This window comes from Spirosoma lacussanchae (assembly GCF_005870035.1).
Lineage (GTDB): Bacteria > Bacteroidota > Bacteroidia > Cytophagales > Spirosomataceae > Spirosoma > Spirosoma lacussanchae.
Genome location: NZ_SWJG01000006.1, coordinates 31,104 through 54,453, shown reverse-complemented (window position 1 = coordinate 54,453; position 23,350 = coordinate 31,104). Strand labels below are relative to the sequence as shown.

23 protein-coding genes are annotated in these 23,350 nt (G+C 57.6%); 16 read left to right on the top strand and 7 right to left on the bottom strand.

Going from position 1 to position 23,350, the window contains the following annotated elements:
- Positions 1-44: 44 nt before the first annotated feature.
- Positions 45-335 carry a hypothetical protein gene (locus FBR45_RS19665; protein ID WP_138505472.1) on the bottom strand — a complete coding sequence of 97 codons (291 nt, stop codon included), beginning with the start codon at positions 333-335 and terminating at the stop codon, positions 45-47.
- 232 nt (positions 336-567) lie between these two features.
- Between FBR45_RS19665 and FBR45_RS19660 the strand changes: the two genes are divergently transcribed.
- Positions 568-1,470 (top strand): sterol desaturase family protein, encoded by a 903-nt coding sequence (locus FBR45_RS19660; RefSeq protein WP_138505470.1) that lies wholly within the window; start codon positions 568-570, stop codon positions 1,468-1,470.
- Positions 1,471-1,650: 180 nt separating this feature from the next.
- Here the strand turns inward: FBR45_RS19660 and FBR45_RS19655 are convergent, their stop codons facing one another.
- Positions 1,651-3,135 carry an FAD-binding protein gene (locus tag FBR45_RS19655; RefSeq protein ID WP_171044923.1) on the bottom strand — a complete coding sequence of 495 codons (1,485 nt, stop codon included), beginning with the start codon at positions 3,133-3,135 and terminating at the stop codon, positions 1,651-1,653.
- 163 nt (positions 3,136-3,298) lie between these two features.
- On the opposite strand from FBR45_RS19655, the gene FBR45_RS19650 reads away from it, so the two are divergent.
- Complete coding sequence (locus FBR45_RS19650) at positions 3,299-3,682, top strand: iron chaperone (protein WP_171044922.1); 384 nt, start codon at positions 3,299-3,301, stop codon at positions 3,680-3,682.
- 3 nt (positions 3,683-3,685) lie between these two features.
- On the opposite strand, the gene FBR45_RS19645 is transcribed toward FBR45_RS19650, so the two are convergent.
- Positions 3,686-3,997 carry a GNAT family N-acetyltransferase gene (locus tag FBR45_RS19645; RefSeq protein WP_138505464.1) on the bottom strand — a complete coding sequence of 104 codons (312 nt, stop codon included), beginning with the start codon at positions 3,995-3,997 and terminating at the stop codon, positions 3,686-3,688.
- Positions 3,998-4,310: 313 nt separating this feature from the next.
- Between FBR45_RS19645 and FBR45_RS19640 the strand changes: the two genes are divergently transcribed.
- From FBR45_RS19640 to FBR45_RS19630, 3 genes are read left to right on the top strand one after another with little or no spacing between them, the layout of a single operon-like run.
- Entirely contained in the window at positions 4,311-5,279 is a 969-nt protein-coding gene (locus FBR45_RS19640) for a helix-turn-helix transcriptional regulator (protein WP_138505462.1), read from the top strand.
- A 57-nt stretch (positions 5,280-5,336) separates the two neighbouring features.
- On the top strand, positions 5,337-5,804 hold the full coding sequence (locus FBR45_RS19635; RefSeq protein ID WP_138505460.1) for a DUF3224 domain-containing protein: 468 nt from the start codon (positions 5,337-5,339) through the stop codon (positions 5,802-5,804).
- Complete coding sequence (locus FBR45_RS19630; protein ID WP_138505458.1) at positions 5,801-6,184, top strand: VOC family protein; 384 nt, start codon at positions 5,801-5,803, stop codon at positions 6,182-6,184. Before FBR45_RS19635 ends, FBR45_RS19630 begins: the two co-directional genes overlap by 4 nt.
- Positions 6,185-6,244: 60 nt before the next feature.
- Here FBR45_RS19630 and FBR45_RS19625 read toward each other — a convergent pair whose 3' ends face one another.
- The gene (locus FBR45_RS19625) at positions 6,245-7,465 is read right to left on the bottom strand and encodes an acyl-CoA dehydrogenase family protein (protein WP_138505456.1); all 1,221 of its coding nucleotides are present in this window, start codon (positions 7,463-7,465) and stop codon (positions 6,245-6,247) included.
- A 186-nt stretch (positions 7,466-7,651) separates the two neighbouring features.
- Here FBR45_RS19625 and FBR45_RS19620 point away from each other — a divergent pair, with 186 nt between their 5' ends.
- On the top strand, positions 7,652-8,995 hold the full coding sequence (locus FBR45_RS19620) for a sigma-54-dependent transcriptional regulator (RefSeq protein ID WP_138505454.1): 1,344 nt from the start codon (positions 7,652-7,654) through the stop codon (positions 8,993-8,995).
- A gap of 13 nt (positions 8,996-9,008) precedes the next feature.
- Here FBR45_RS19620 and FBR45_RS19615 read toward each other — a convergent pair whose 3' ends face one another.
- On the bottom strand, positions 9,009-9,854 hold the full coding sequence (locus FBR45_RS19615; protein WP_138505452.1) for a helix-turn-helix domain-containing protein: 846 nt from the start codon (positions 9,852-9,854) through the stop codon (positions 9,009-9,011).
- A 172-nt stretch (positions 9,855-10,026) separates the two neighbouring features.
- Between FBR45_RS19615 and FBR45_RS19610 the strand changes: the two genes are divergently transcribed.
- From FBR45_RS19610 to kdpA, 4 genes are all read left to right on the top strand, one after another.
- Positions 10,027-10,824, top strand: coding sequence for a phytanoyl-CoA dioxygenase family protein (locus FBR45_RS19610; RefSeq protein ID WP_138505450.1), 798 nt, complete (start codon positions 10,027-10,029; stop codon positions 10,822-10,824).
- An 81-nt stretch (positions 10,825-10,905) separates the two neighbouring features.
- Positions 10,906-12,747, top strand: a complete 1,842-nt coding sequence (locus tag FBR45_RS19605; RefSeq protein ID WP_138505447.1) for a glycoside hydrolase family 13 protein — start codon at positions 10,906-10,908, stop codon at positions 12,745-12,747.
- A gap of 288 nt (positions 12,748-13,035) precedes the next feature.
- Entirely contained in the window at positions 13,036-13,224 is a 189-nt protein-coding gene (locus tag FBR45_RS26670) for a potassium-transporting ATPase subunit F (RefSeq protein ID WP_246082317.1), read from the top strand.
- 33 nt (positions 13,225-13,257) lie between these two features.
- Positions 13,258-14,973: a potassium-transporting ATPase subunit KdpA gene (gene kdpA / locus FBR45_RS19595; RefSeq protein WP_138505445.1), complete on the top strand. Its 1,716-nt coding sequence runs from the start codon at positions 13,258-13,260 to the stop codon at positions 14,971-14,973.
- Here the strand turns inward: kdpA and FBR45_RS19590 are convergent.
- Positions 14,965-15,315, bottom strand: coding sequence for a toxin-antitoxin system TumE family protein (locus FBR45_RS19590; RefSeq protein WP_138505444.1), 351 nt, complete (start codon positions 15,313-15,315; stop codon positions 14,965-14,967). The genes kdpA and FBR45_RS19590 overlap by 9 nt on opposite strands.
- Positions 15,312-15,608, bottom strand: a complete 297-nt coding sequence (locus FBR45_RS19585; protein WP_138505442.1) for a hypothetical protein — start codon at positions 15,606-15,608, stop codon at positions 15,312-15,314. Before FBR45_RS19585 ends, FBR45_RS19590 begins: the two co-directional genes overlap by 4 nt.
- Before the next feature lie 32 nt (positions 15,609-15,640).
- Here FBR45_RS19585 and kdpB point away from each other — a divergent pair, with 32 nt between their 5' ends.
- The 6 genes from kdpB (at position 15,641) to FBR45_RS19555 (ending at position 23,330) form a co-directional block, all read left to right on the top strand.
- Positions 15,641-17,716: a potassium-transporting ATPase subunit KdpB gene (gene kdpB, locus FBR45_RS19580; RefSeq protein ID WP_138505440.1), complete on the top strand. Its 2,076-nt coding sequence runs from the start codon at positions 15,641-15,643 to the stop codon at positions 17,714-17,716.
- Between the two features lie 69 nt (positions 17,717-17,785).
- The gene (locus FBR45_RS19575; RefSeq protein ID WP_138505438.1) at positions 17,786-18,349 is read left to right on the top strand and encodes a K(+)-transporting ATPase subunit C; all 564 of its coding nucleotides are present in this window, start codon (positions 17,786-17,788) and stop codon (positions 18,347-18,349) included.
- Positions 18,350-18,377: 28 nt separating this feature from the next.
- Positions 18,378-19,466, top strand: coding sequence for a porin (locus FBR45_RS19570; protein ID WP_138505436.1), 1,089 nt, complete (start codon positions 18,378-18,380; stop codon positions 19,464-19,466).
- An 8-nt stretch (positions 19,467-19,474) separates the two neighbouring features.
- Positions 19,475-20,599 carry a sensor protein KdpD gene (locus FBR45_RS19565; RefSeq protein ID WP_138505434.1) on the top strand — a complete coding sequence of 375 codons (1,125 nt, stop codon included), beginning with the start codon at positions 19,475-19,477 and terminating at the stop codon, positions 20,597-20,599.
- 7 nt (positions 20,600-20,606) lie between these two features.
- Positions 20,607-22,451: a sensor histidine kinase gene (locus FBR45_RS19560; RefSeq protein WP_138505432.1), complete on the top strand. Its 1,845-nt coding sequence runs from the start codon at positions 20,607-20,609 to the stop codon at positions 22,449-22,451.
- Positions 22,452-22,493: 42 nt separating this feature from the next.
- Positions 22,494-23,330 (top strand): ThuA domain-containing protein, encoded by an 837-nt coding sequence (locus FBR45_RS19555; protein WP_138505430.1) that lies wholly within the window; start codon positions 22,494-22,496, stop codon positions 23,328-23,330.
- Positions 23,331-23,350: the final 20 nt, after the last annotated feature.

The window sequence follows — 23,350 nt, the reverse complement described above, 5'->3', positions numbered from 1 at the left end:
CGAAGCAAATTGCCCGCAAACCCCCATTATATTTTTGTGAATCTTCAGCCCAGCTGTTCAGTCACCAGCACCCGCCACTCGTCGGCCAGCGATCCGTTGAAAAACGACGTTCCAGCACGCCTATACCAGTAATTGGCGTTGAAGCGGTCGCCTTCTTTGCGGTGCAGGTACGCGTGCAGCCGGTCATAGGGCTGGTCGCCCTCCCGGCTCTGGGCTACTTCGTGGGCTTCTTCCCACTGTTCGTTGGCATCGTACCAGAGGGCTTTTAAAATGGGGTGCGCAGCGGCCGGGGGTTGCGGGTCCGACAGGCTGGCGGTAAACTGCTCGAAGGTCATGCGTCAATCTGTTTTTTTACGTACAGGGCTGCAATATAGGGGGCCGGCTTCGACTCTCGAAGGCGCCCCGTCGTTATCCCATCAACCGGAAAACCGGCGCCCCTGTTCGCACCCGATTAGTCGACATGGCACAGGCTCTTATGTAAACAAAACAGTATTTTTCTGTAAATTGCGAAGAGCACAGCGCGGGTAGCACAGACCGTACAACCTCCCTGGCTCCGCTAAAACACGCATGAAAGATCTGATTCAGTACGCCATTCCGGGCTTTGTCATTCTGCTGGTTGCCGAAGTAATCGTTACGGCTATTCAGCAAAAGGATTACTACGAGGCTAAAGACACGGCCAGCAGCCTGAGTATGGGCATCGGCAATGTGATTGTCGGGTTTGTGGGCAAGGCCATCGTGTTCGGGGCGTATTCGCTGGTGTACCAGTTTCGGCTGTTCACGATCGACATGGGCCAGTGGTGGACCTGGGTGCTGCTGTTCGTTGCCGATGATTTTAGCTATTACTGGTTTCACCGCATCAGCCACAGCAGCCGTTATTTCTGGGCCTCGCACGTGGTGCATCACTCGTCGAAGAAATATAACCTCGGTACGGCCCTGCGGCAAACCTGGACCGGCACCCTATCGGGAGCGTGGGTTTTCTGGGTATGGCTACCGCTGATCGGATTTTCGCCGGTAGCCGTCATGACCATGCAGGCCATTAGCCTGCTCTACCAGTTCTGGATTCATACCGAACACATCGACCGGCTCCCCGCCCCCATCGAGTATATTTTCAATACGCCTTCGCACCACCGCGTTCATCATGGATCGAACCTGGCCTATCTGGACAAGAACCACGCGGGTGTGCTGATCATCTGGGACCGGATTTTCGGCACCTTCGAGCCCGAAACGCACCGACCGACCTACGGCCTCACCAAAAACATCGACTCGCACAACCCCCTCCGGATCGCTTTCCACGAATGGTCCGACATGGCCCGCGACGTTGTCCATGCCGGCTCGTTCCGAAGCGCCCTGGGTTACCTATTCGGCCCGCCCGGCTGGAGCCACGACGGCAGTCGCCAGACCACGAAACAGCTTCTGAAGCAGCAGGCAAATTGCTCGGCCCAACCCAGCGAAAAAACCGAAGCCGCCTGATCAATACCCATTCAACAACCCCAGACCAAACCGTCGAGTCGGGGCTGTGTTACACAGAGCTAGTCGGCCATCATGAGCAATCGGCACTGGTACCATCCTCAAAGCGAATGAGTATTAACGACCGCTTTTGGCAATAGAGACTACGGGAACCGGATTCTGCATCGGTAAGATAGGTGTAAATCACCCAAAAACCCGAAGGCCAGCGCCCAGCAGGGCGTCGGGGTCGTACTCCTGCTTCATCCGGGTCAGATCCTGCCACAGCGGCCCGAAGTGACGCGCCCAGTCGCGGGTGTCCATCGGTACAGCACCAATGGGGTACAGTTGCCCGCCTGTGCCGACGACCCACTCGTAAAGATGCCGATTCTGGGCGACGACGTCGGCCATCAGATCGGGATCGGGCGCGATGGTACGCAGAATATCCACGAGCACGCAGGTCGGCTCGTTCGGTATCTGAAACAGCGGACAGCGCAGTGTTTCCCGGCTGAACGGGTAAAAGAGCAGCAGCGAGCCGGGACCGAAATTAGTATTGTCGAGTTCGGTCAGAATCTGTGTCGACACAAGGTTAACGGCCGAGTCGGGCACGAACAGGTCCAACCAGGGATGGGGGAGCTGGCCCAGCCCGGCCGCATCCAGCTGATTGACCAGCTGCACCACCTGATCGGTAAAGGCAACGTACGTCCGGTCCTCGACCTGATCAGCATCGCCCGCCACCGGCAAATCGAGATCGGGCAGCCCGGCCAGTTCCTCGACGTCGTTGTAGAAAACGGTAGCCTCCAGGAAAAACTGAAGACGGAGCCGACGCGAGCCCGGCCCTCCTGCGGGCGTTGCCGACTGGGCTGGTACGGGAATAGCGTTTCCCCGGATGTAATCAATATCGGGATGGGTCGTCAGCCAGCGCAGATCGGCCAGCAGGGTGGTATGATCAGGATAGAAGAAACGGTAGGTACGAGCCTGCTGACGAGCCGGAGTGAGTCGGAGGGTAGCCTGCACCAGTATGCCACAAAGGCCCAACCCGGCCAGCACACCATAGAAAAGCCCGGCATGAGCCTCGGCCGAACAGGTCACTAATTCGCCCCGTCCCGTTACCACCTGGAGTTCGACAACCTGATCGACCTGCGCGCCGTGACGGAAACTCCGCCCCCCGACACCGCCAACCGATAACGTACCGCCCACGGTCAGTGCCGTAAAGTCAGTCAGCACGGGGGGCGTCAGCCCGGCGGCTGTCGTAGCCAGTATTAGATCGCGCCAGATGACGCCCGCATCGACTCGCACCTGGTCGGGTGTCATGTCGTGGATCTGGCAAAGGCTGCGCATGTCTATGATCAGACCGGCTTCTGCCTGCGCCTGTCCGAAAGCCGTGTGTCCACAGCCGCGCCCCACCAGTCGGATACCGTGCCGACGGGCAAAGCAGACCATCGCTACGACGTCGTCGGTAGAGCCGGGACGTAACCAGGCCAGCGGTGTACGATGAATCAGGTGGCCAAAGTCATCGGCCATAGTGGCGAGGGCCGACGCATCAGTGATCAGCTTTCCGTTCAGCCGCGGCACGGGCACGAAGCGGCTGGCGCTGTCGGCGGCCGTTGCCCAGCTGCGTTCGTCGGGATCGAAGTACAGGGCGGGCGGTTGGGGGAGTTGGTCGGCGGAGGTCCTTGGGGCAACTGACATGGGAGCAGAATGGCAGCCTGGCATTCCCCGTCAATGTAGGTGTTATTCCTGACGCGGTCAAATGAAGATTGGGTTTTGTATCCTACTGTCCCGTAGATTTACCCAGCGATTACCTCGTTTCTTGCCGATCTACCCAACCAACCCGACTACCCCTATTCCACTCATGGCTACTCAGGTACCCTCACCCAATGCCAGCCCAATTGATGCGTACATCGACACCTTCCCGGCCCTGGTTCAGGAGCGGCTACGGACTTTACGGCAGCTCATCCAGGCCGCCCAGCCCGACGCCGAAGAAACGTTCAGTTACGGCATGCCAGCCTTCAAACGGCATACCGTAACAATCTGGCTTGCGGCTTACAAAAAACACATCGGGTTGTACCCCATGTACGGGATGGCCCTCTACAACGCAGAGATGGCTCCGTACCGGGGTAAGGGTACCAAAAACGCCCTTCACTTCCCACACGACCAACCGCTCCCCACCGATTTACTGGTCAGGCTGGTTCAGCACAAGTTTTCGGAGCCACCCCCATCCAAGCCCCGTTCATGAGATTCAAAAGTCGTTGACGCTGTAGGCCGTGGAAACAACCCGGTTCCAGTCGGGGTGGCGTTTGAGGTAGGTCGATACGAAGGGGCAAAGCGGCACGATTTTGAGGTTATTGCGCTCCACAAATTCAAGCACCCCTTTGACCAGGTGCGAGCCAACGCCCTGCCCTTCCAGACTGGGATCTACTTCAGTATGGGTCAGGGCCAGCGTTTCGTCGTCAACCTGCTGGTAAGCCACGATGTTGAGTTTCCCGTCGACAGTCAGTTCAAACCGGTGGTGATGACGGTTGTGGGTAACGGGGGTGTCTGCTACGTTCATGCGATCGGAGGTTTTCTCTCTTGTACACCAAAGCGGGTTGGTTTGTTCAGGAAAGTGTCCGCACCGGTGTGGATTGGGGAGCGATCAGGCAATAAATCGTCATGGGCCAACCCTAGAGCCAGGTCATCAAACACCGCATCGACATGGCACAAAAACACCCCTCGTATACACCATCCGTCACTGACTCTGCCGATCGCCCCCAGACCCGGTCCCACTCGCCAAAAAACACGATTGAAACCCTCACTTTTTTAGGTAAAGACCGGCTTATTTTTTATCTTTAACTACCCTGAACAACCTGATTTCTGCTCTATTTATGAACCGTCTGGACCGCCTGACTGCCATTCTGATTCATCTGCAAACCAAACGGGTCGTCCGCGCTCAGGAACTGGCCGATCGCTTTACCATCAGCCTGCGAACGGTCTATCGCGATATCCGGTCGCTCGAAGAAGCGGGGGTTCCCATCGGTGCCGAGGCAGGCGTGGGCTACTTCCTGACCGATTATCACCTGCCGCCGGTCATGTTCACCAATGCCGAAGCCAGTGCACTGGTATTTGGCGGCAAACTGGTCGAAAAATGGGGCGACGAGTCGGTACAGACCGCTTTCGAGTCGGCCCTGTTCAAGATAAAATCGGTGCTGAAGCGCCCCGACCAGGAACACCTCGACGACCTGGCTCCGCATGTAGCGGTGCACAAGCCCAACCTCCGCGAACCCTATGTCGGGGGCCTGCTCAACACGCTCCAGCACGCCATTGCCCAGCATCACGTTCTCGCCATCTGCTACCAGGCCGGCTATACCGATACCGAAACCCGGCGCGAGGTAGAGCCCGTTGGCCTGTACCACTACGGCATGGTCTGGCACCTGATCGCCTACTGCCGAACGCGCCAGGACTACCGCGATTTCAGGGTCGACCGGATTCGGGAGCTGGTCGATACGGGGCGGCCGTTTGCGCGGCAGGAACGGCTTAGCCTGCGCGAATACCTCGACCAGATGCGCCGACCCGACATGCCCGTCGTGAATGTATCGGTCTCGTTCACCAAAAAAGCCGCCCGCTTTGTGCAGGAGCACCGCTACATGTGGGGCTTTCAGCGCGAAGAAGACCTCGGCGACCGTGTACGGATGCATCTGTGCACGCCCTACCTCGAAGGGCTGGGCCGGTGGCTGCTCTCCTACGGCGACTCGGTCACGATCGAAGCCCCCGACCAGCTGCGAACCCTCATGCAGGCGCTGACCGAAGAGCTTTTTGCCCATTACATGCCCGTCGAGGAAACGCTGCTGACATAGGGCTGTCACCAGACCAGCCGATCTTTAGGGTATCATCTCATCCTAAAGCATGCGTTTATGCAGCCCAACCCGATGTTTGTCTCTTCCCTGACGCGTTCACTTCTTCACCTGACAGCCCGGCGTACGGTCAGAAGCTGGACGGAAACTCCCTACGATGAACTGACTGACGCCCCTACCCTGACCCGCTCTGGCGTGACCAACACCGTGACGGGTGACCTGGAAGGCGAAAGCTGGGAACAGTACCTGATGATGTACCGGAGCCAGACCTCCTGCAGCTTCGTCAGCCTCGAGCGTTTCATCGGCAGCCTCGACGGTCATCGGGGTAGCTTCGTGATGCAGGGTACCGGCACCTACGAAGACGGCGTGGCCCGGGGCACACTCACCATCGTACCCGGCAGCGGCACCGACGAGCTGACCGGCCTGCAGGGCAGCGGCACGTTTGTCGCTGCCGAAGGCCGCTTCTCCACGATTCGGCTGACCTGCGAACTCCTGCATACCCTTGTTGACAATAGTCCTGGCCTATGAAACTGAACGCCGGAGTGATCACCGAGAAGCTGGCCGAAACCCGCGACTTTTATACCCGCGTGCTGCATTTTGGCGTAACGTTTGAGAACGACTTTTACCTGCTGCTCCATACGCCGAACCAGCAGGCCGAGCTGAGCTTTCTGCGCCCCCATCATCCCTCGCAACAGCCGCTATTCCAGCCGGCGTTCGAGGGACAGGGCGTTTACCTCACCCTCGAATACGAGGATGTAGACGCTGAATACGAACGTATAGTCGCGCTGGGTCTGCCCATCGCCATCGATATCCGCAACGAACCCTGGGGCGACCGGCACTTTGCCATCGTCGATCCCAACGGCATCGGCATTGACCTGGTTACTTACGCAGCGCCTGACCCGGCCTGACCGCAAAAAGACCCGTGCTATGACGGGTCTTTTTGCGGTTTTATCTGTTCTATTCTCTGCTTATTTATAGGCCGGAATGCCGGTGATGTCAGCGCCCAGGATGAGCAGGTGAATATCGTGGGTTCCTTCGTAGGTGCTGACCGACTCCAGGTTCATCAGGTGGCGCATGACTGGAAACTCGCCCGTTATGCCCATACCACCCAAAATCTGCCGGGCTTCGCGGGCTATCCGCAGGGCCATTTCCACGTTATTACGCTTGGCCAGAGAGATCTGGGCGGTGGTGGCTCGGTCTTCGTTTTTCAGCATACCCAGCCGCCAGCAGAGGAGCTGCGCCTGGGTGATGTCGGTTAGCATTTCGGCCAGCTTCTTCTGCACCAGCTGAAAGCTGGCGATCGGCTTGCTGAACTGAATCCGTTCGAGGGCGTAGCGACGGGCCACTTCGTAACACTCCATAGCCGCGCCCAGCGCACCCCAGCTGATGCCGTAGCGGGCCTGATCGAGGCATTTCAGCGCGCTCTTCAGCCCAAACGCGTCGGGCAGCATGTTTTCTTTCGGCACCTTCACATCCTGAAAAACCAGTTCGCCGGTGGTACTGGCCCGCAGCGACCATTTATTATGAATCTCGGGGGTCGAGAAGCCTTCCATGCCGCGCTCGACCAGCAGCGCCCGGATCTTGCCCTGGTCATTCTTGGCCCATACGATGGCGATGTCGGCAATGGGCGCGTTGGTGATCCAGAGCTTCGAGCCGTTGAGCAGGTAGTAGTCGCTGCGTTCGATGAAGTTCGACTCCATGCCGCCGGGGTTAGAGCCGTGGTTCGGTTCCGTGAGGCCGAAGCAGCCGAGCAGTTCGCCCGTGGCCAGCCGGGGCAGAAATTTCTGCCGCTGCTTGTCGGAGCCAAACGCCCAGATCGGGTACATAACCAGCGAACTCTGCACCGATACGCAGGAGCGGCAGCCCGAATCGCCCCGTTCAATTTCCTGCGTCATGAGGCCATAGCTGATCTGATCCAGTCCACCCCCGCCGTACTCGGTAGGAATGGTGGGTCCGAACGCACCGATCTGCCCAAACTTCTGCACCAGATGAACCGGAAATTCGGCCCGCTGCGCATAGTCCTCAACGATGGGGCATATCTCGCGCCGGACAAAGTCGCGAACGGCTGACCGAACCAGCTTGTGTTCGGCTGTCAGCAGATCATCGAGCTGGTAAAAGTCGGGCGACTCGACCGGGGAGGTAATCCGGGAGTCGACTTTATTACGGGATGAGGTCGATTGGGGTTGCATAGGGGGTTAACTCCGGAAAGTATGGCTTGTTGGCGAATTAATATTTTTTTAGTGTGACTTCGCATTTCACCCTGGTAACGTGCTTTTTCGGGTGTGTAGCCGGTCGCGGGGGGTAGAGCGGTACATTTGCCATCCGCGTTTCATCCGTACTTTGCAGCCCGATCAGTCACTCAGCGTACGCACTCTATGCCCGCCACGATTCTCCTCATTGATGACGAACCCCGGCTGCGCCAGCTGCTGGCCCGGATATTACAGCTGGAAGACTATACCGTTCTGGAAGCCGACACCGCCCGGGCCGGGCTAAAAACCCTCGAGCGCGAAACGGTTCAGCTCGTCATCAGCGATGTCAAGCTGCCCGACCGGAACGGCATCGAGCTGACCCGCCAGATCAAGCAGCTTTACCCGGCCACCGAAATCATAGTCCTGACCGCCTACGGCACCATTCAGGATGGCGTTGCGGCCATAAAAAACGGTGCATTCGATTACATTACCAAGGGCGACGATAACGACAAGATCATTCCGCTCGTTAGCCGGGCCGTAGAGAAAGCGAACCTGCAGTTTCGCATCCGCCAGCTGGAAGAGCAGATGAGCCGCCGACATGGGTTCGATACCATTGTGGGTCATTCCAGGCCGCTCCGGCAGGCGGTAGAACTGGCCCGTAAGGTGGCCGTTACCGATACTACCGTGCTGCTCACCGGCGAAACCGGTACGGGCAAAGAAGTTTTTGCGCAGGCCATTCACCAGGGAAGCCCCCGCCGAAACGGGCCGTTTGTGGCCATCAACTGTGGAGCCCTGGGAAAAGACATCCTCGAAAGCGAACTCTTCGGCCACCGGGCGGGCGCCTTCACCGGGGCCAGCCGCGACCAGAAAGGGCTGTTTGCCGAAGCGGACAAAGGCACTATTTTTCTCGATGAGATCGGCGAGATGCCACTCGACCTGCAGGCTAAACTGCTGCGGGTGCTCGAAACCCACGAGTTTCTGCGCGTGGGCGATACCAGACCCACCCGAACCGATGTGCGCGTTGTAGCGGCTACCAACCGAAGTCTGGAGCAGGAAGCCAACGCCGGGCGGTTCCGGCTCGATCTGTACTACCGGCTATCGGTCTTCAGCATCGAACTCCCGCCCCTGCGCGACCGGCGCGACGACATTCCCGCGCTGGCCGAACTCTTTGCCCGGCAGGATGCGCTGAAAATTGGCCGCCGTGATCTCCGGCTCAGCCCGGCTTTTGTCCAGAAACTGCAGCAGCACCCCTGGAAAGGCAACATTCGTGAGCTGAAGAACCTCATCGAACGGGCCGTCATCCTGGCCGACACCGCCGAACTAACCCCGGATTTGCTTCCGTACGAGATGCAGGACGGCCCGGCCGTTACCGATCCCAACGCCATTATTGACCTCGCTACCCTCGAGCAGCAGCACATTCGGCGGGTACTGCGGCATACCGGCGGCAACAAAACCGAGTCGGCCCGGCTGCTGGGCATTGGCCTGACAACCCTCTATCGAAAACTGGCCGAATACGGGCTGGACGGCTGAAGTCAACCCCCGTTCAGATACGGTGCTGCGCCCGGTAACGGCCCGGCGCGGTGTGGAGTCTACGCTGAAAAAGTCGGTTGAGGGTGCTGATGTTGTCGAAACCCGTTTGGGCGGCTATCTGGCCCACCGGCAGGTCGGTGGCAACCAGCAACTGACATACGTGGGTCAGACGCACTTTATTGAGGTAGTCGACAAACGTTACGCCCATGTGCTGTTTGAACCACCGGCAAAAGGCATTGGGTGCAAAATGACAGACTCCCGCCAGTTCGGCCAGCGGAATCGGCCGCTGATAGTGGGCGTTCACGTAATCGATGGCGGTGCGGATGCGGGTCGACGCGTCGGTCAGAGCCGCGTGTCGCTGATAGGTCTGCAACAGGATCGGTTCCCGGGCAGGTAGCTGCTGGAGCTGGTTGAGCAGGGCGAAGAGGCCAGCCAGCGCAGGCAGGCCCGGATGCAGGATGATCTGCCGGATGGTGGTTATCAGGTCGGAACCAGGTCGGGCAAAGGCGAGGCCACGCCGGGCCGCGTCGAACAAGTCCTGCAGCGGAGCACACTCGACGAACCCGTCGAACAAAGACCGCGGAAACTGAATGACGAGGGCTTCGACCAGCGGCACGGCTTCGTCTTCGTAGCTCACGAACGTATGGGGCAGGTTCTCGCCAATCAGGAACAGATCGCCTTCGTCGTACAGGGCGATATCGTCGCCAATAAATCGCATGCCTTTGCCACGGGCAAAAAACACAAGCTCCAGTTCAGGATGGTAATGCCAGTGGGACCGGAACACGGGCTGGTTCAGCCGAAACGCCCTGAACGAAGCCAGGCCCTTCGTAGTAATACCGGCTTCCAGCTCAGGTTTCATTGCCTATTTTACCTTTGTACACGCACAAAAATCAATCTGATGGTAATATCGGAAAAATACCCGGATAAATAGGTTATCCAGGATGACGGCTTCGCGGCAGAACTTTGTGGCATCAGTCGACACCACACACACTCTCGACTGCCCAACCTAATAAACCCAATCAGCAACGGCCATGACACGCCTGGATACCCCTTACGAACTCACGCCCGACCAGATCGATTTTTACCAGACCAACCAGTTCATCAAGCTAAAGCACGTCTTCGATGCCGATACGCTGGCCCACTACAACGAGGTTATTACCCGGCAGGTTGCCCACATGAACACCGTCACGACCCAGCTGACCGAACGCGACACCTATGGCAAGGCGTTTTTGCAGCTGTTCAACCTCTGGCGCGAAAACGAAGCCATCCGAACGTTCGTGTTCAGTAAACGACTGGCCAAACTGGCCGCGGATCTGATGCAGGTAACGGGCGTCCGGATCTATCATGACCAGGCTCTGTTCAAAGAAGGCGGTGGGGGCATCACGCCCTGGCATGCCGATCAGTATTACTGGCCGCTGAGCACCGACAAAACCATCACGGCCTGGATTCCCCTGCAGGAAACGCCACTCCCGCTGGGTCCGCTCGAGTTCAGCGCCGGAAGCCACCGAATTGTGGAAGGCCGCGACCTCAAAATCAGCGACGACAGCGAAACGCTGATTGCCGAAAAGCTGCGGGTTACGGATTTTAAGCATGTGATCGAACCGTTTGACCTGGGCGAAGTCAGTTTTCACTCGGGCTGGGTATTTCACCGGGCCGGGGCCAACCAGACCAACCAGACCCGTAAGGTTATGACGGTCATCTACATGGATAAAAACATGCGGCTGAAACAACCTGCCAACCGCAATCAGGAAAACGACTGGCACACCTGGTGTCCGGGTGCAACAGTAGGCCAGGTGATCGATACGGCGCTGAACCCCGTGTTGTACTAACCCCTGCCGAGCCGGGTGCGTCGGCCAACCTTTCTGGCTACCTCTCTATCTTTGCCTTCAACCTATCTCGTCTTTTTACCTATGTCCCGATTCGTTCTGCTGGCTGCCCTGCTAGCCCTCCTCCCCGTTACCCTGCTTTTTGGGCAGCGCGTTGAACCTGCATTCTGGTGGGTCGGCCTGAAAGACCCGCACCTGCAGGTACTGATTCACGAAAAAAATATTGGCGATACGCAGCCCCGCCTGTCGTATCCGGGGGTAACGATAACGAAGGTCAGCCGGGTCAAAAGCCCCAACTACCTCTTCATAGACCTGGTTATTGGGCCCGGCGCCAAACCCGGTACGTTCCCGATCCAATTCCTCAGAAATGGTCGGCCGGCACAAACGGTTGTTTATGAGCTGAAAGCCCGGAAAGCCAACTCGGCGCAGCGGCAGGGGTATACGGCCGCCGACGTCATGTACCTGATCACCCCCGATCGCTTCGCCAACGGAAATCCGGCCAACGACAACGTAGCGAATCTGGCCGACAAAGCCAGCCGCACCGGCCGGGATACGCGCCACGGGGGCGACATTCAGGGTATCATCAACCACCTCGACTACCTCCAGGATATGGGCATCACGGCCCTGTGGGTCAACCCACTGGTGGAGAACAATATGCCTTCCGGGTCGTATCACGGCTATGCCAGCACAGATTTTTACCGGATCGACCCTCGCTTCGGCAGCAACACTGACTACCTTGCCCTCTCCCAGGCCGCTAACCAGCGGGGTATCAAACTCATTATCGACCTGATCATGAACCACTGCGGCTCGGCGCACTGGTGGATGAACGACCTGCCTACCGACGACTGGCTGAACGAACCGAAAAATCCCCGGATTACCCACCACGCCCGCGAAAGCATCCAGGACCCTTACGCGTCTGACTACGACCGGCGCCTGCACGCCGACGGCTGGTTTGTACCGACCATGCCCGATCTCAACCAGCGCAATCCACTGCTGGCTACCTATCTGATCCAGAACACGATCTGGTGGGTCGAATACGCCGACCTGCACGGCATCCGGATGGATACCTATCCGTATCCCGACAAGGATTTCATGGCGCAGTGGTCGAAACGGCTCATGCAGGAGTACCCCAACCTGAATATGGTCGGCGAAGAATGGTCGCTGAACCCGGCGATTGTGGCTTTCTGGCAAAAAGGAAAGCAGAACCGCAATGGGTACGTTTCCTACATGCCCGGCATGTTTGATTTTCCGCTCCAGAATGCCCTGGTAGAAGCCCTCAACGAAGACGACCGGCAGTACAACCGGGGGCTGGTCAAGCTCTACCAGACCCTCGCGCAGGATTTTCTGTACGAGCGCCCCCAGAACCTGGTTACGTTTCCGGATAACCATGACATAAGCCGGTTTTACACGCAGATTCATGAGGATTTTGCGCTGTGGCAGATGGGGATGATCCATCTGTTGACCACCCGCGGCATTCCGCAGCTGTTTTACGGCACCGAAGTCCTGATGACCAACCCGAAGAGCGACCGGCACGACGAAATCCGGGGTGAAATGCCGGGGGGCTGGCCCGATCATACCGCCAGCGCGTTTACCGGCCAGGGGCTGACTGAGCAGCAGACAACGGCCCGGGAGTTTCTGCGAAAACTCCTGCGCTGGCGTCGTACCAACGAGGCTGTACAGACCGGTCAGCTCAAGCACTTCGCGGCCCGCGATGGCCTCTACGTATACGTCCGCTACACCAACTCGCAGAAAGTGCTGGTGGTGATGAACAAGACCCCGGAAACCAGCACACTCGATACCGCCCGGTATGGCGAAGTGCTGGCCGGTTATACAACCGCCCGAAACGTACTGACCGGCCAAACGCAGGCACTAAGCCAGCCGCTGTCTGTAGCCGGCAAATCGGCCGTTATCTTCGAGCTTCGGTAAGCAAACCACCCGGGCATACGCAACGGGCACCGACATTACCAAATTGAAAAGCCGACCCTACCAAAATGGTAAGGTCGGCTTTTTTGATTCACCGCTTTCCGGTCCGTGTCATCACCATAACCTTCTTTCTTATAGCCAATTACAGTCTACATTCTTTTTTAACATCCAGTTTGGTCTACTTCTTGGCACAGGGGCATCAATAACCAACCTAATCAATCCAATGGCTACTGTTCTGCTGCTGCTTGTTTCGGCCCTGCTCTGCTTCGCCGTATTCTACAAAACCATCGAATGGTTCGAACGAATCTAACTGTACCACCAACAACCGCCATTCACTGGCTAAAACAGGCGCAACGGCTGGCTAGCCGGGTGCTTGCGCCTTCACACACACACACGATCATGCTGACGATCCTGTTTATCATTTCACTCCTGGCTTTTGCCTACATGCTGTATGTGCTCATCCGGCCCGAACGGTTCTGAATCAGCCTCGGGTTCCGACTTATACGTTAATCAATGACAACTGAACTATTAGGCGTGGTCGTCACGTACGGCCTGACCGTCCTGCTGGCGATTCCACTAGGCAAGTACCTCGCCCGCGTATTTGCCAATGAGCCAAACGCTTTCGATTTTATGGCGCCCGTCGAACGGCTGATCTACCGGATCGGCGGTATCGACGACACCCGCGACATGCACTGGAAAGAAAATCTGGTGGCCCTGCTGACCATCAATCTGGTCTGGTTTGTACTGGCGTTTGTCCTGCTGTTCACGCAGGGTTCCCTCCCGCTCAACCCCGACGGAAACCCCTCCATGTCGCCCGATCTGGCGTTCAATACAGCCATCAGCTTTCTCGTCAACTGCAATCTGCAACATTACTCGGGCGAGTCGGGGCTGACGTATCTGACGCAGCTGGGGGTGATCACCTTTCTACAATTTGTTTCGGCGGCAACAGGCATTGCCGCGCTGGTGCTGATTTTCCGGCATTTTCTGCCGCAGACAACCGACCGATCGGGAAACTTCTACTTCTTTTTTGTTCGGTCGATTACTCGCCTGCTGCTCCCCATTTCGCTCGTAGTGGCGCTGGTGCTGGTCTTCAACGGTACGCCGGCCAGTTTTGCCGGTAAAGACACGATCGTTACCATGCAGGGCGATACTGTAGGCGTTTCGCGCGGACCAGCCGCCGGCATGATTGCCATCAAACACCTGGGCACCAACGGGGGCGGCTGGTTCGGTGTGAACTCGGCCCACCCATTGGAGAACCCTAATTATCTGACCAACATGGTCGAGATGATTACGCAGGTACTGATCCCGATTGCCCTGGTGTTTGCCCTGGGCTTTTACATCAACCGGCGCAAGTTCGCCTGGATCGTGTTTGGGGTGATGACCGCCGGCATGCTGCTGTTACTGCTGCCGACTATCTGGTCGGAGTTGAACGGAAGTCCGGCCCTGACGCAGCTGGGCATTGCCCAGCCGACCGGCGCCATGGAAGGTAAAGAAGTTCGTTTCGGCCCGCTGGCTTCGGCCTACTGGAGTATCGTAACGACGATTATCTCGACGGGCTCGGTCAACAGTATGCACGATTCGGCCATGCCTTTGTCGGGCGCTATGCAGCTGCTGGGTATGATGACCAACGCGTTCTACGGGGGCTGCGGAGTAGGCTTTCTAAACTACTACATCTTCCTGATCGTAGCGGTATTTATCTCCGGGCTGATGGTTGGGCGAACCCCCGAATTTTTCGGCCGAAAGGTCGAAGCCCGCGAGATGAAGATTGCCTCACTGATCGCCATCCTGCACCCGTTTCTGATCCTGGCGGGTACGGCTCTGTCGTCGTATGTGCTGGTCAACAGCCCCGATGCCGACTGGGCCGTTAAGCCCGCCAACTGGCTCAACAACCCCGGTTTTCATGGTTTTTCGGAGATGCTTTACGAGTTCACCTCATCGGCCGCCAACAACGGCTCGGGCTTTGAAGGACTGGGCGACAACAACGTGTTCTGGAACGTATCGACGGGCTTTGTGCTGATTCTGGGGCGGTTTTTGCCGATCATCGGGCCGCTGGCTATTGCCGGGCTGCTGGCGCAGAAGAAGTACGTCCCCGAAAGCGCCGGTACCCTCCCGACCGATACCGGCACGTTTGGACTGATGACGTTTGCCGTCATTGCCATCATTGCAGCCCTGGCGTTCTTCCCAGCCCTGGCGCTGGGTCCGCTGGCCGAATTTTTCTCCCTACGCTGACCCTTGTACGGCAATGAAAGCAAGGACTTTTTCGAGCGTCATCGGTTCCGAGGGGAGCACGTTTTCTTCCGTATTTACATGCTGGTGGTAGGGCGACGTATCAATCCCAGGCATATCATGGGCATTGTCCCAACGAACGATAAGAGTATGGTTGGCAGTCTGCCACTGGTAGGCGTAGTCGATCCAGCCAGTAGCTAACACATGATTCTCACGAATATGAACAACGGACTGATCGATCAGGGTAAGGCGCCCTCGAATCTGCATAATACCTGGCCTGTAAACAGGTTTAAGGGAAGAAGCCTCTGTGATAAAACGGGCAAAAGGCTGCAAATCATGAATCATAGTGTCAATGTGGCCAACCGCTTTTCAATGCTCCGCAGCACCGTAAGCTCTGCCCGCCAGTCCATGCTGTCGTCGTCGCGCTCGAACAGGCTGAACTGGGTAAGCGAATGAAACTGCTTATCAAATTCAGCATACGTCATTTCGTACTTTTTCTCGAATGCGTCAATACGACCAAGGCTGACCTTAAGTTCCCGCAATAGTTCCTCTCTGGCCTTTTTGATGGCGTAATCCGTACTGGAAGCATAACCCATTTCGTGGAAGATGCTTTCAACCGAAGTCTGCTCAACTGTCATAGTTACATGTCGTTTTATCAAAGTTAACAAAAATGGCAAAACAAGCTTCCCCATCCCTGTTCCAGCGTGAACTGGTGGGAACTGCCCTAAAAGAATCGTTCGTTAAACTAAACCCGGCGCTCCTGATCAAGAACCCGGTTATGTTTACGGTCGAAATTGGCACCTTCGTGATGCTGGCCGTCACGATCTATATTGCGCTCTCGGGCGATACAACTCAGGGCTCACTGGCCTACAATGTCGTTATTACCGCCGTGCTGCTGCTGACCATCCTGTTCGCCAACTTTGCCGAAGCCATTGCCGAAGCACGGGGCAAAGCGCAGGCTGAATCGCTCCGCAAAACCCGCCAGGAAACGCCCGCCAAGGTGATCCGGCCGGTGGGCGCCTATCGGCTGGACGAAGTAGAAACGATCTCGTCGGCTCAGCTCCGCAAAGGCGATGTGTTTCTCTGCGAGCCGGGCGACATCATCCCGTCTGACGGCGACATTATCGAAGGGCTGGCTACCATCGACGAATCAGCCATTACGGGCGAGTCGGCGCCGGTGATCCGCGAAGCCGGTGGCGACAAATCGTCCGTGACGGGAGGTACCAAAGTGCTCTCCGATCGGATCAAGGTCATCGTGACGACCCAGCCGGGCGAGTCGTTTCTCGACAAGATGATTGCGCTGGTTGAAGGAGCCTCACGGCAGAAAACGCCCAACGAAATTGCGCTCACCATCCTGCTGGCGGGTTTTACGCTGGTGTTCATCATCGTCTGCGTTACGCTGCAGCCCTTTGCCGTTTTTGCCAATACGCCCATTACCATTGCAGCCCTGATTTCGCTCTTCGTCTGCCTGATTCCGACCACCATTGGGGGGTTACTGTCGGCCATCGGAATTGCGGGTATGGACCGGGCCCTGCGTGCCAACGTCATTGCCAAGTCGGGTCGGGCCGTAGAAACAGCGGGGGATATCGACACGCTGCTGCTCGACAAGACCGGCACCATCACCATCGGCAACCGGAAAGCCACTCACTTTTATGCCGCACCGGGGGTGAACCAGGCCGACATGATCCGGGCGTCGGCGCTGAGTTCGCTGGCCGACGAAACGCCCGAAGGCAAGTCGATTGTCGAGCTGGCCGGTACTGACGTGACCCGCTCGCTTAGTACAACCGGCGCCACCCTGATCAAGTTTACCGCCGAAACGCGCTCGTCGGGTATCGACCTGCCGCAACCGGGGAAAGGCAGCGCAACGGATGTACTTCGTATCCGAAAAGGAGCCGTTGACTCTATTCGGGCACTGGTCGAGAAAGCCGGTCAGCGGTTCCCGACCGAAACGGCCGACAAAGCCAGGGATATTGCAGCCAATGGTGGCACCCCCCTCGTCGTGACCGAAAATGAGCGGGTCATGGGCGTCATCGAATTGCAGGATATCATCAAGCCAGGTATTGCCGAACGGTTTGACCGGCTCCGCAAGATGGGCGTCAAGACCGTTATGGTAACCGGCGATAACCCCCTCACGGCCCGATTCATTGCGCAGAAAGCAGGCGTCGACGATTTCATTGCCGAAGCCAAGCCGGAAGACAAGATGCAGTACATACGCCATGAACAGACCGGCGGCAAACTCGTAGCCATGATGGGCGACGGCACCAACGACGCGCCCGCCCTGGCCCAGGCCGACGTGGGTGTGGCGATGAACTCGGGAACGCAGGCTGCCAAAGAAGCGGGTAACATGGTCGACCTCGACAACGATCCCACCAAGCTGATTGAGGTAGTTGAAATCGGAAAGCAGCTGCTGATCACCCGGGGCACGCTAACCACCTTCAGCATCGCCAACGACGTAGCCAAATACTTCGCTATCGTTCCCGCGCTGTTCGTTGCGAGCATACCGGCGCTGCAACGCATGAACCTGATGCAGCTCCACTCGCCGGAGTCGGCCATTCTATCGGCGGTGATCTTCAACGCCATCATCATTCCGGTACTGATTCCGCTGGCTTTACGGGGCGTGGCCTACAAGCCGATCGGGGCCAGTGCGCTGCTGCGCCGGAACCTCTTCATTTACGGATTTGGCGGTCTGGTAGCCCCCTTCGTCGGCATCAAACTGCTCGATCTGATTGTAGGGCTTTTCGTCTGATTCACCCAGCGTCGGGTATCCGGCCCGGCGCTCACCAATAAACAGCCGGGTAAAACCGGCATCAATCCCATGAACAAACACCTGTCACCCGCTATCCGACTTTCGCTGGTCCTGCTGGTTCTTGTATCCGTTATTTACCCGCTCGTTGTTGCGGGCGTGGCCAAACTGGCCCCCGGCGGAGGAAATGCCGAAACCGTATCGGTAAACGGCAAGGTTGTCGGATACGCCAACATTGGTCAATCGTTTACCGAAGACCGGTATTTCAACTCGCGCCCGTCGGCCGTTGACTACAACGCGGCCGGGTCGGGGGGGTCTAACAAAGGGCCAGGCAACCCTGATTATCTGAAGACTGTTCAGGCCCGCATCGATACGTTTCTGGTTCACAACCCCGGGGTTAGGCGGGCCGACATCCCGGCCGAGCTGGTCACGGCATCGGGATCGGGCCTCGACCCACACCTGTCGCCAGCCGCTGCCACCATCCAGGTAGCCCGTATTGCGCGGACTCGGAAGCTACCCGCCGATCGGCTGACCCAACTCGTTGGCGAGTATACTGAAAAACCACTGCTTGGCCTGTTTGGACCCGAAACGGTTAACGTACTGAAACTGAACGTAGCCCTCGACCAGCTGAACTAGCATGCCCCGTCCAACAAAACCATTCTTCATGAACTGTATCTTATCAGCCACCCTGCTGCTGGCTGCTTCGTTCCCAGCCCTGGCCCAAACGCCCGATAGTACGGACATCACCCTCACCGGCTACGTCGAAGCGTATTACACCCACGATTTCACCGCGCCCAAAACCAGCCAGGAACGGCCCGGCTTTCTCTACAACCACAAGCGAAACCGGGAGCTGAATATCAACCTGGCCTATGCCCGACTGGCCTACGCCACCGATCGGGTACGGGGCAATCTGGCGCTTCAGGTCGGCACCTACGGACAGTACAACTACGCGGCCGAACAGGGGCTGGTAAAACCGATCTTTGAGGCCAACGCCGGGGTTAAACTATCGCGCCAACGGGATCTCTGGCTCGACGCGGGCCTATTTTCGTCGCATATCGGCTTCGAAAGTGCCATCTCCAAAGACTGCTGGACCCTGACGCGGAGCATTCTAGCCGAAAATTCGCCTTACTACCTCGCGGGTGCCAAACTGACCTACACCAGCCCGAACGGGAAATGGACCCTGCTGGGCTCCGCCCTGAATGGGTGGCAGCGGATCAAAAAAGTGGAGGGGTATACGGGGCCTTCGTTCAGTACGCAGGTACAGTTCCGGCCCTCGTCCCGGCTGACGCTGAACTGGAGTAGTTTTCTGGGATCAGACCGACCCGACTCACTCCGTCAGGGGCGTTTCTTCAACAACCTGTACGCCATCATCAACCCTGCCGGCAGAGTAGGCCTGATTCTGGGCTTCGACATCGGGGCCGACCGAAAGCCAGTAACCGACAGCGGCCAGCGCGTGGGAAAGGGCGCTTATATCTGGTATTCGCCGGTTATGATTGCCCGGCTGAAAACCTCCGCCACGAGTTACCTGAACGGACGGGTCGAGTATTACGACGACCGGAACGGCGTTATCATCGGCACACCCGATTTCCGGACCTGGGGGTATTCGCTGGGGTATGATTATGCCATCCTGCCCACGGCTCTGTTCCGGATCGAAGGTAAGCTGTACAACAGCCAGACGTCTATCTTCGCTACGCAGAGCGGTACAGGCCGTAGCAATGCATCCCTGACCACCAGTTTAGCCGTTTCGTTTTAACCACAATCATGAACCCGAACGATCAGACTGCCGAACGTTTTCTGAACCTGATCCGCGCATCAAGGCGGGGTAAGTTCAAGATCTACATTGGCATGAGCGCGGGCGTCGGCAAGTCGTACCGGATGTTGCAAGACGCGCATGCTCTCCGGCGCAACGGCGTCGACGCCCGCATCGGGTTCATCGAAACCCACAACCGGGCCGAGACGGCCGCGCTGGTTGTGGGTTTACCCGTTATTGGTCGGCGGAGCCTGTTTTATAAAGGACGCGCGCTCGACGAAATGGATGTGCAGGCCATCCTGAACGCCCATCCCGAACTGGTAATCGTCGACGAGCTGGCACATACCAACATTCCCGGCTCGAAGAATGAGAAGCGCTGGCAGGACGTACTCGACATCCTCGACGCCGGCATCAACGTCATCAGCGCGGTCAATATCCAGCATATCGAAAGTTTATACGACGAAGTACGGGCCATTACCGGCATCGACGTAACGGAGCGCGTGCCGGACCGGGTGGTACAGCTCGCCGATGAGGTGGTGAACATCGACCTGACCGCCGATGAGCTGATAGCCCGACTCCGCGAAGGCAAAATTTACGACCCGGCCAAAGTACAGATGGCCCTGGCTAATTTTTTTCAGCCCGACCGGATTCTGCAACTGCGTGAACTGGCCCTGCGCGAAGTGGCATCGGCGGTAGAACGAAAAATTGAACTATCCCAGCCGCTGAACGGCACGATCCGGACCGAACGGCTGTTGGCCAGCATCAGCAGCAACCCTGATACCGCCCGGCGGGTGATCCGCAAAACGGCCCGACTCGCCAGTTACTACCAGTCGCGCTGGTACGTGCTCTACGTGCAGACGCCCGCCGAAGCCCCCGACCGTATCCGGCTCGATCGGCAACGGCACCTCATCAACAACCTGAAACTGGCAACCGAGCTGGGGGCCGAAGTTATCCAGGCCAAAGGCACCAACGTTGTCAACTGCATCATGACCGAAGTTGAAAAACGACAGGTTACCACCGTCTGCATCGGCAAGCCCCATTTCAGCCTGACGCAGATCATTTTGCGCACCTTTGTGTTTAACCAGTTACTGAACAAACTGTCCGAATCCGACACCGATCTGGTTATCCTGTCCTGAAACGAGCATGACCATAAAAGCCAAAATATCCGCTGCGCTGGCGTTCCTGTTCGCGATTATCCTGCTCATGGGCGGGTTGGGAGCTTATTACCTCAACCAGCTGTCTGATGATTCGCAGGCTATCCTGCAAGACAACTACATCTCGCTCGAATACGTAGGCGATATGCAGCGGGCGCTGGCCGATCTTCGGGAGCAGGCCAGCGTACCCGCCAGCGAACGAACCGCCCAGCCCGCCAACGCGCTGAAAGAGTTTGAGATGAGCCTGCGCCTACAGGAAGCCAACGTAACCGAAGCCGGTGAACAGTCGCCAACGAATGCGTTACGCCGTGAGTATGACCGGCTCCGGCACAACCCCACCAGTACCGATGTGATCCGGCGGATGGAGCAGGCTCTGTTCCGGGTCGATGAGGTGAACCGGCAGGCCATCGTGCGCAAGAATGAAATCGCGAAGCAAACGGCCAAAGATGCCCTGCTCTGGATGGCAGCCGTAGGGACGTTTTGCTTCCTGATCGTTTTTTCGTTCATCATCAACTTCCCCGGCTACATTGCCAACCCCCTGCGCGAGCTGACGCACGGTATCCGGCAGATTGCCAGCCGTAATTTTGAAGAACGGCTCCATTTCAAATCCAGCGATGAGTTTGGCGAACTGGCCCGGTCGTTCAACTCGATGGCGCATAAGCTGGACGAATACGAACACTCGAACCTGGCGCGGGTGCTGTTCGAAAAACGACGTATCGATACGCTCATCCAGACCATGAACGAAGGTATTATTGGTCTCGACGAAAACCGGCGTATCCTGTTTACCAACCCCGTTGCCTGCCGTCTGCTGGGCCTGACCGAAGAGCAGTTGAAAGGCCGCTACGCCCCCGACGTAGCCACCTCGAACGATCTCATGCGTACGCTGATCCGGGATGTCATGGACCTGCCGGTACCCAAACCGACCACCGAACCAGCCGACCCGGACCGGCCAGCGTTGCTAAAGATTTACGACAACGGCAAGGAGAGTTACTTCAACAAACGTACCCACACCGTTTCGGTGACGCGCACCGGCGAAGAGCAGTCGCAGCTGGCCGGCTATGTCATTGTACTGGAAAATATTACCTCCTACAAAGAGCTCGATCTGGCTAAAACCAACTTCATCGCTACGGTTTCTCACGAACTGAAAACCCCGCTATCCAGCATCAAGATGAGCCTGAAGCTGCTGGACGATACCCGCATCGGCCCACTCAACGACGAGCAGCGCGACCTGATCGGCAACGTCCGGGCCGACGCCGACCGGCTGCTGAACCTGACCGGCGAACTGCTGAACATGGCCCAGGTCGAATCAGGACAGATTCAGCTGAACCTGCAACCAGTAGCCCCAGCCGATATTATTCAGTATGCCGTGAATGCGCTGCGGGTAGCCGCCGACGACAAGCAGATTTCGCTGGATGTGTCGCTGCCCGACGCACTGCCTGCCGTGCTGGCCGACCCGGACAAAGCGTCGTGGGTGCTGATCAACTTTCTGTCGAACGCCATCCGGCATAGCGCGTCGGAGAGTTCGATCGAGATCGCAGCCCGTACGGTGGATACCTTTGTTGAGGTTCGGGTTCGGGATTACGGAACCGGAATCCGGCCCGAGCACCAGAGCCGGGTATTTGACCGGTACTTCAAAGCACCGGGCCTCACTGGCGCCAGCCGAGCCGGGACCGATGGCAAAACCACCGGCGGCACCGGCCTGGGGCTAGCGATATCAAGCGAATTTATCCGAAGTATGAACGGACAGATCGGCCTCGACACGACCGTTACGGACGGGGCGGCATTCTTTTTTCGGCTTCCCGTCAGCCAGGCCCTCCCCTATACGCGTAGATAACCCTACCCCCGCTCCTTATAGGTTCGTCAACCCATCTCACCGATGAATCGAATCTGTAAAACAGGCGGCATCCTCTTCCTGCTTGGCGTGCTCAGCCTGGGGCCGGTCTGGAGCCAGTCCGTTACCTGGAAAAAAGTCAGGGTATTGGTTTACACCAAAAACGGCAAGGGATACGTACACGATAACATCCCCAACGCCGTTGCCTGCATCCGGACACTCGGCCAGCAACACGGGTTTGCGGTCGACGTCGCTGACCAGCCCGACGTGTTTACCGAAACGAATCTGAAGCAGTACACCCTGCTTCTTTTTGCCAGCACCAACAACGACGTGTTCGATACCGACCAGCAGCGCCTGACGTTCCGACGCTACATCGAAGCCGGTGGGGGCTTTGTCGGTATTCATTCCGTGATGGGCACCGAGCGGAACTGGAGCTGGTTCAAGCGGATGATTGGCGGCACGTTTGCTTGGCATCCGCGGTTTCAGCCGTTTACGGTCGAGGTTCTCGACACCCGGCACCCGTCTATGCAGGGATTGCCCAAACGGTGGCAGAAAGAAGATGAGTTTTATTTTACCAAAGAGATGTTGCCCGGCCCCACGGTGATTATGGCGAGCGATATGACCACGCTGAAACCGGACGAACCCGAAAAAATAAAAACCTTCGGCGGCTCGTACACCCAGCTTTATCCGTCGGCCTGGTACTACAATTTCGACGGCGGGTATACGTGGTGTACGACCCTCGGCCACGCCAAAACGGATTACCTGAATGATGAACTGTTCATCAAACACATCTTCCAGGGCATCCGTTATGTAGCTGGTCAGGTAAACCGAATCGACTTCAGCAAAGCGTATGCCGACGACCGCGATTCGCCAATCCGATAAGTTTTTTCAACCGTCAATTC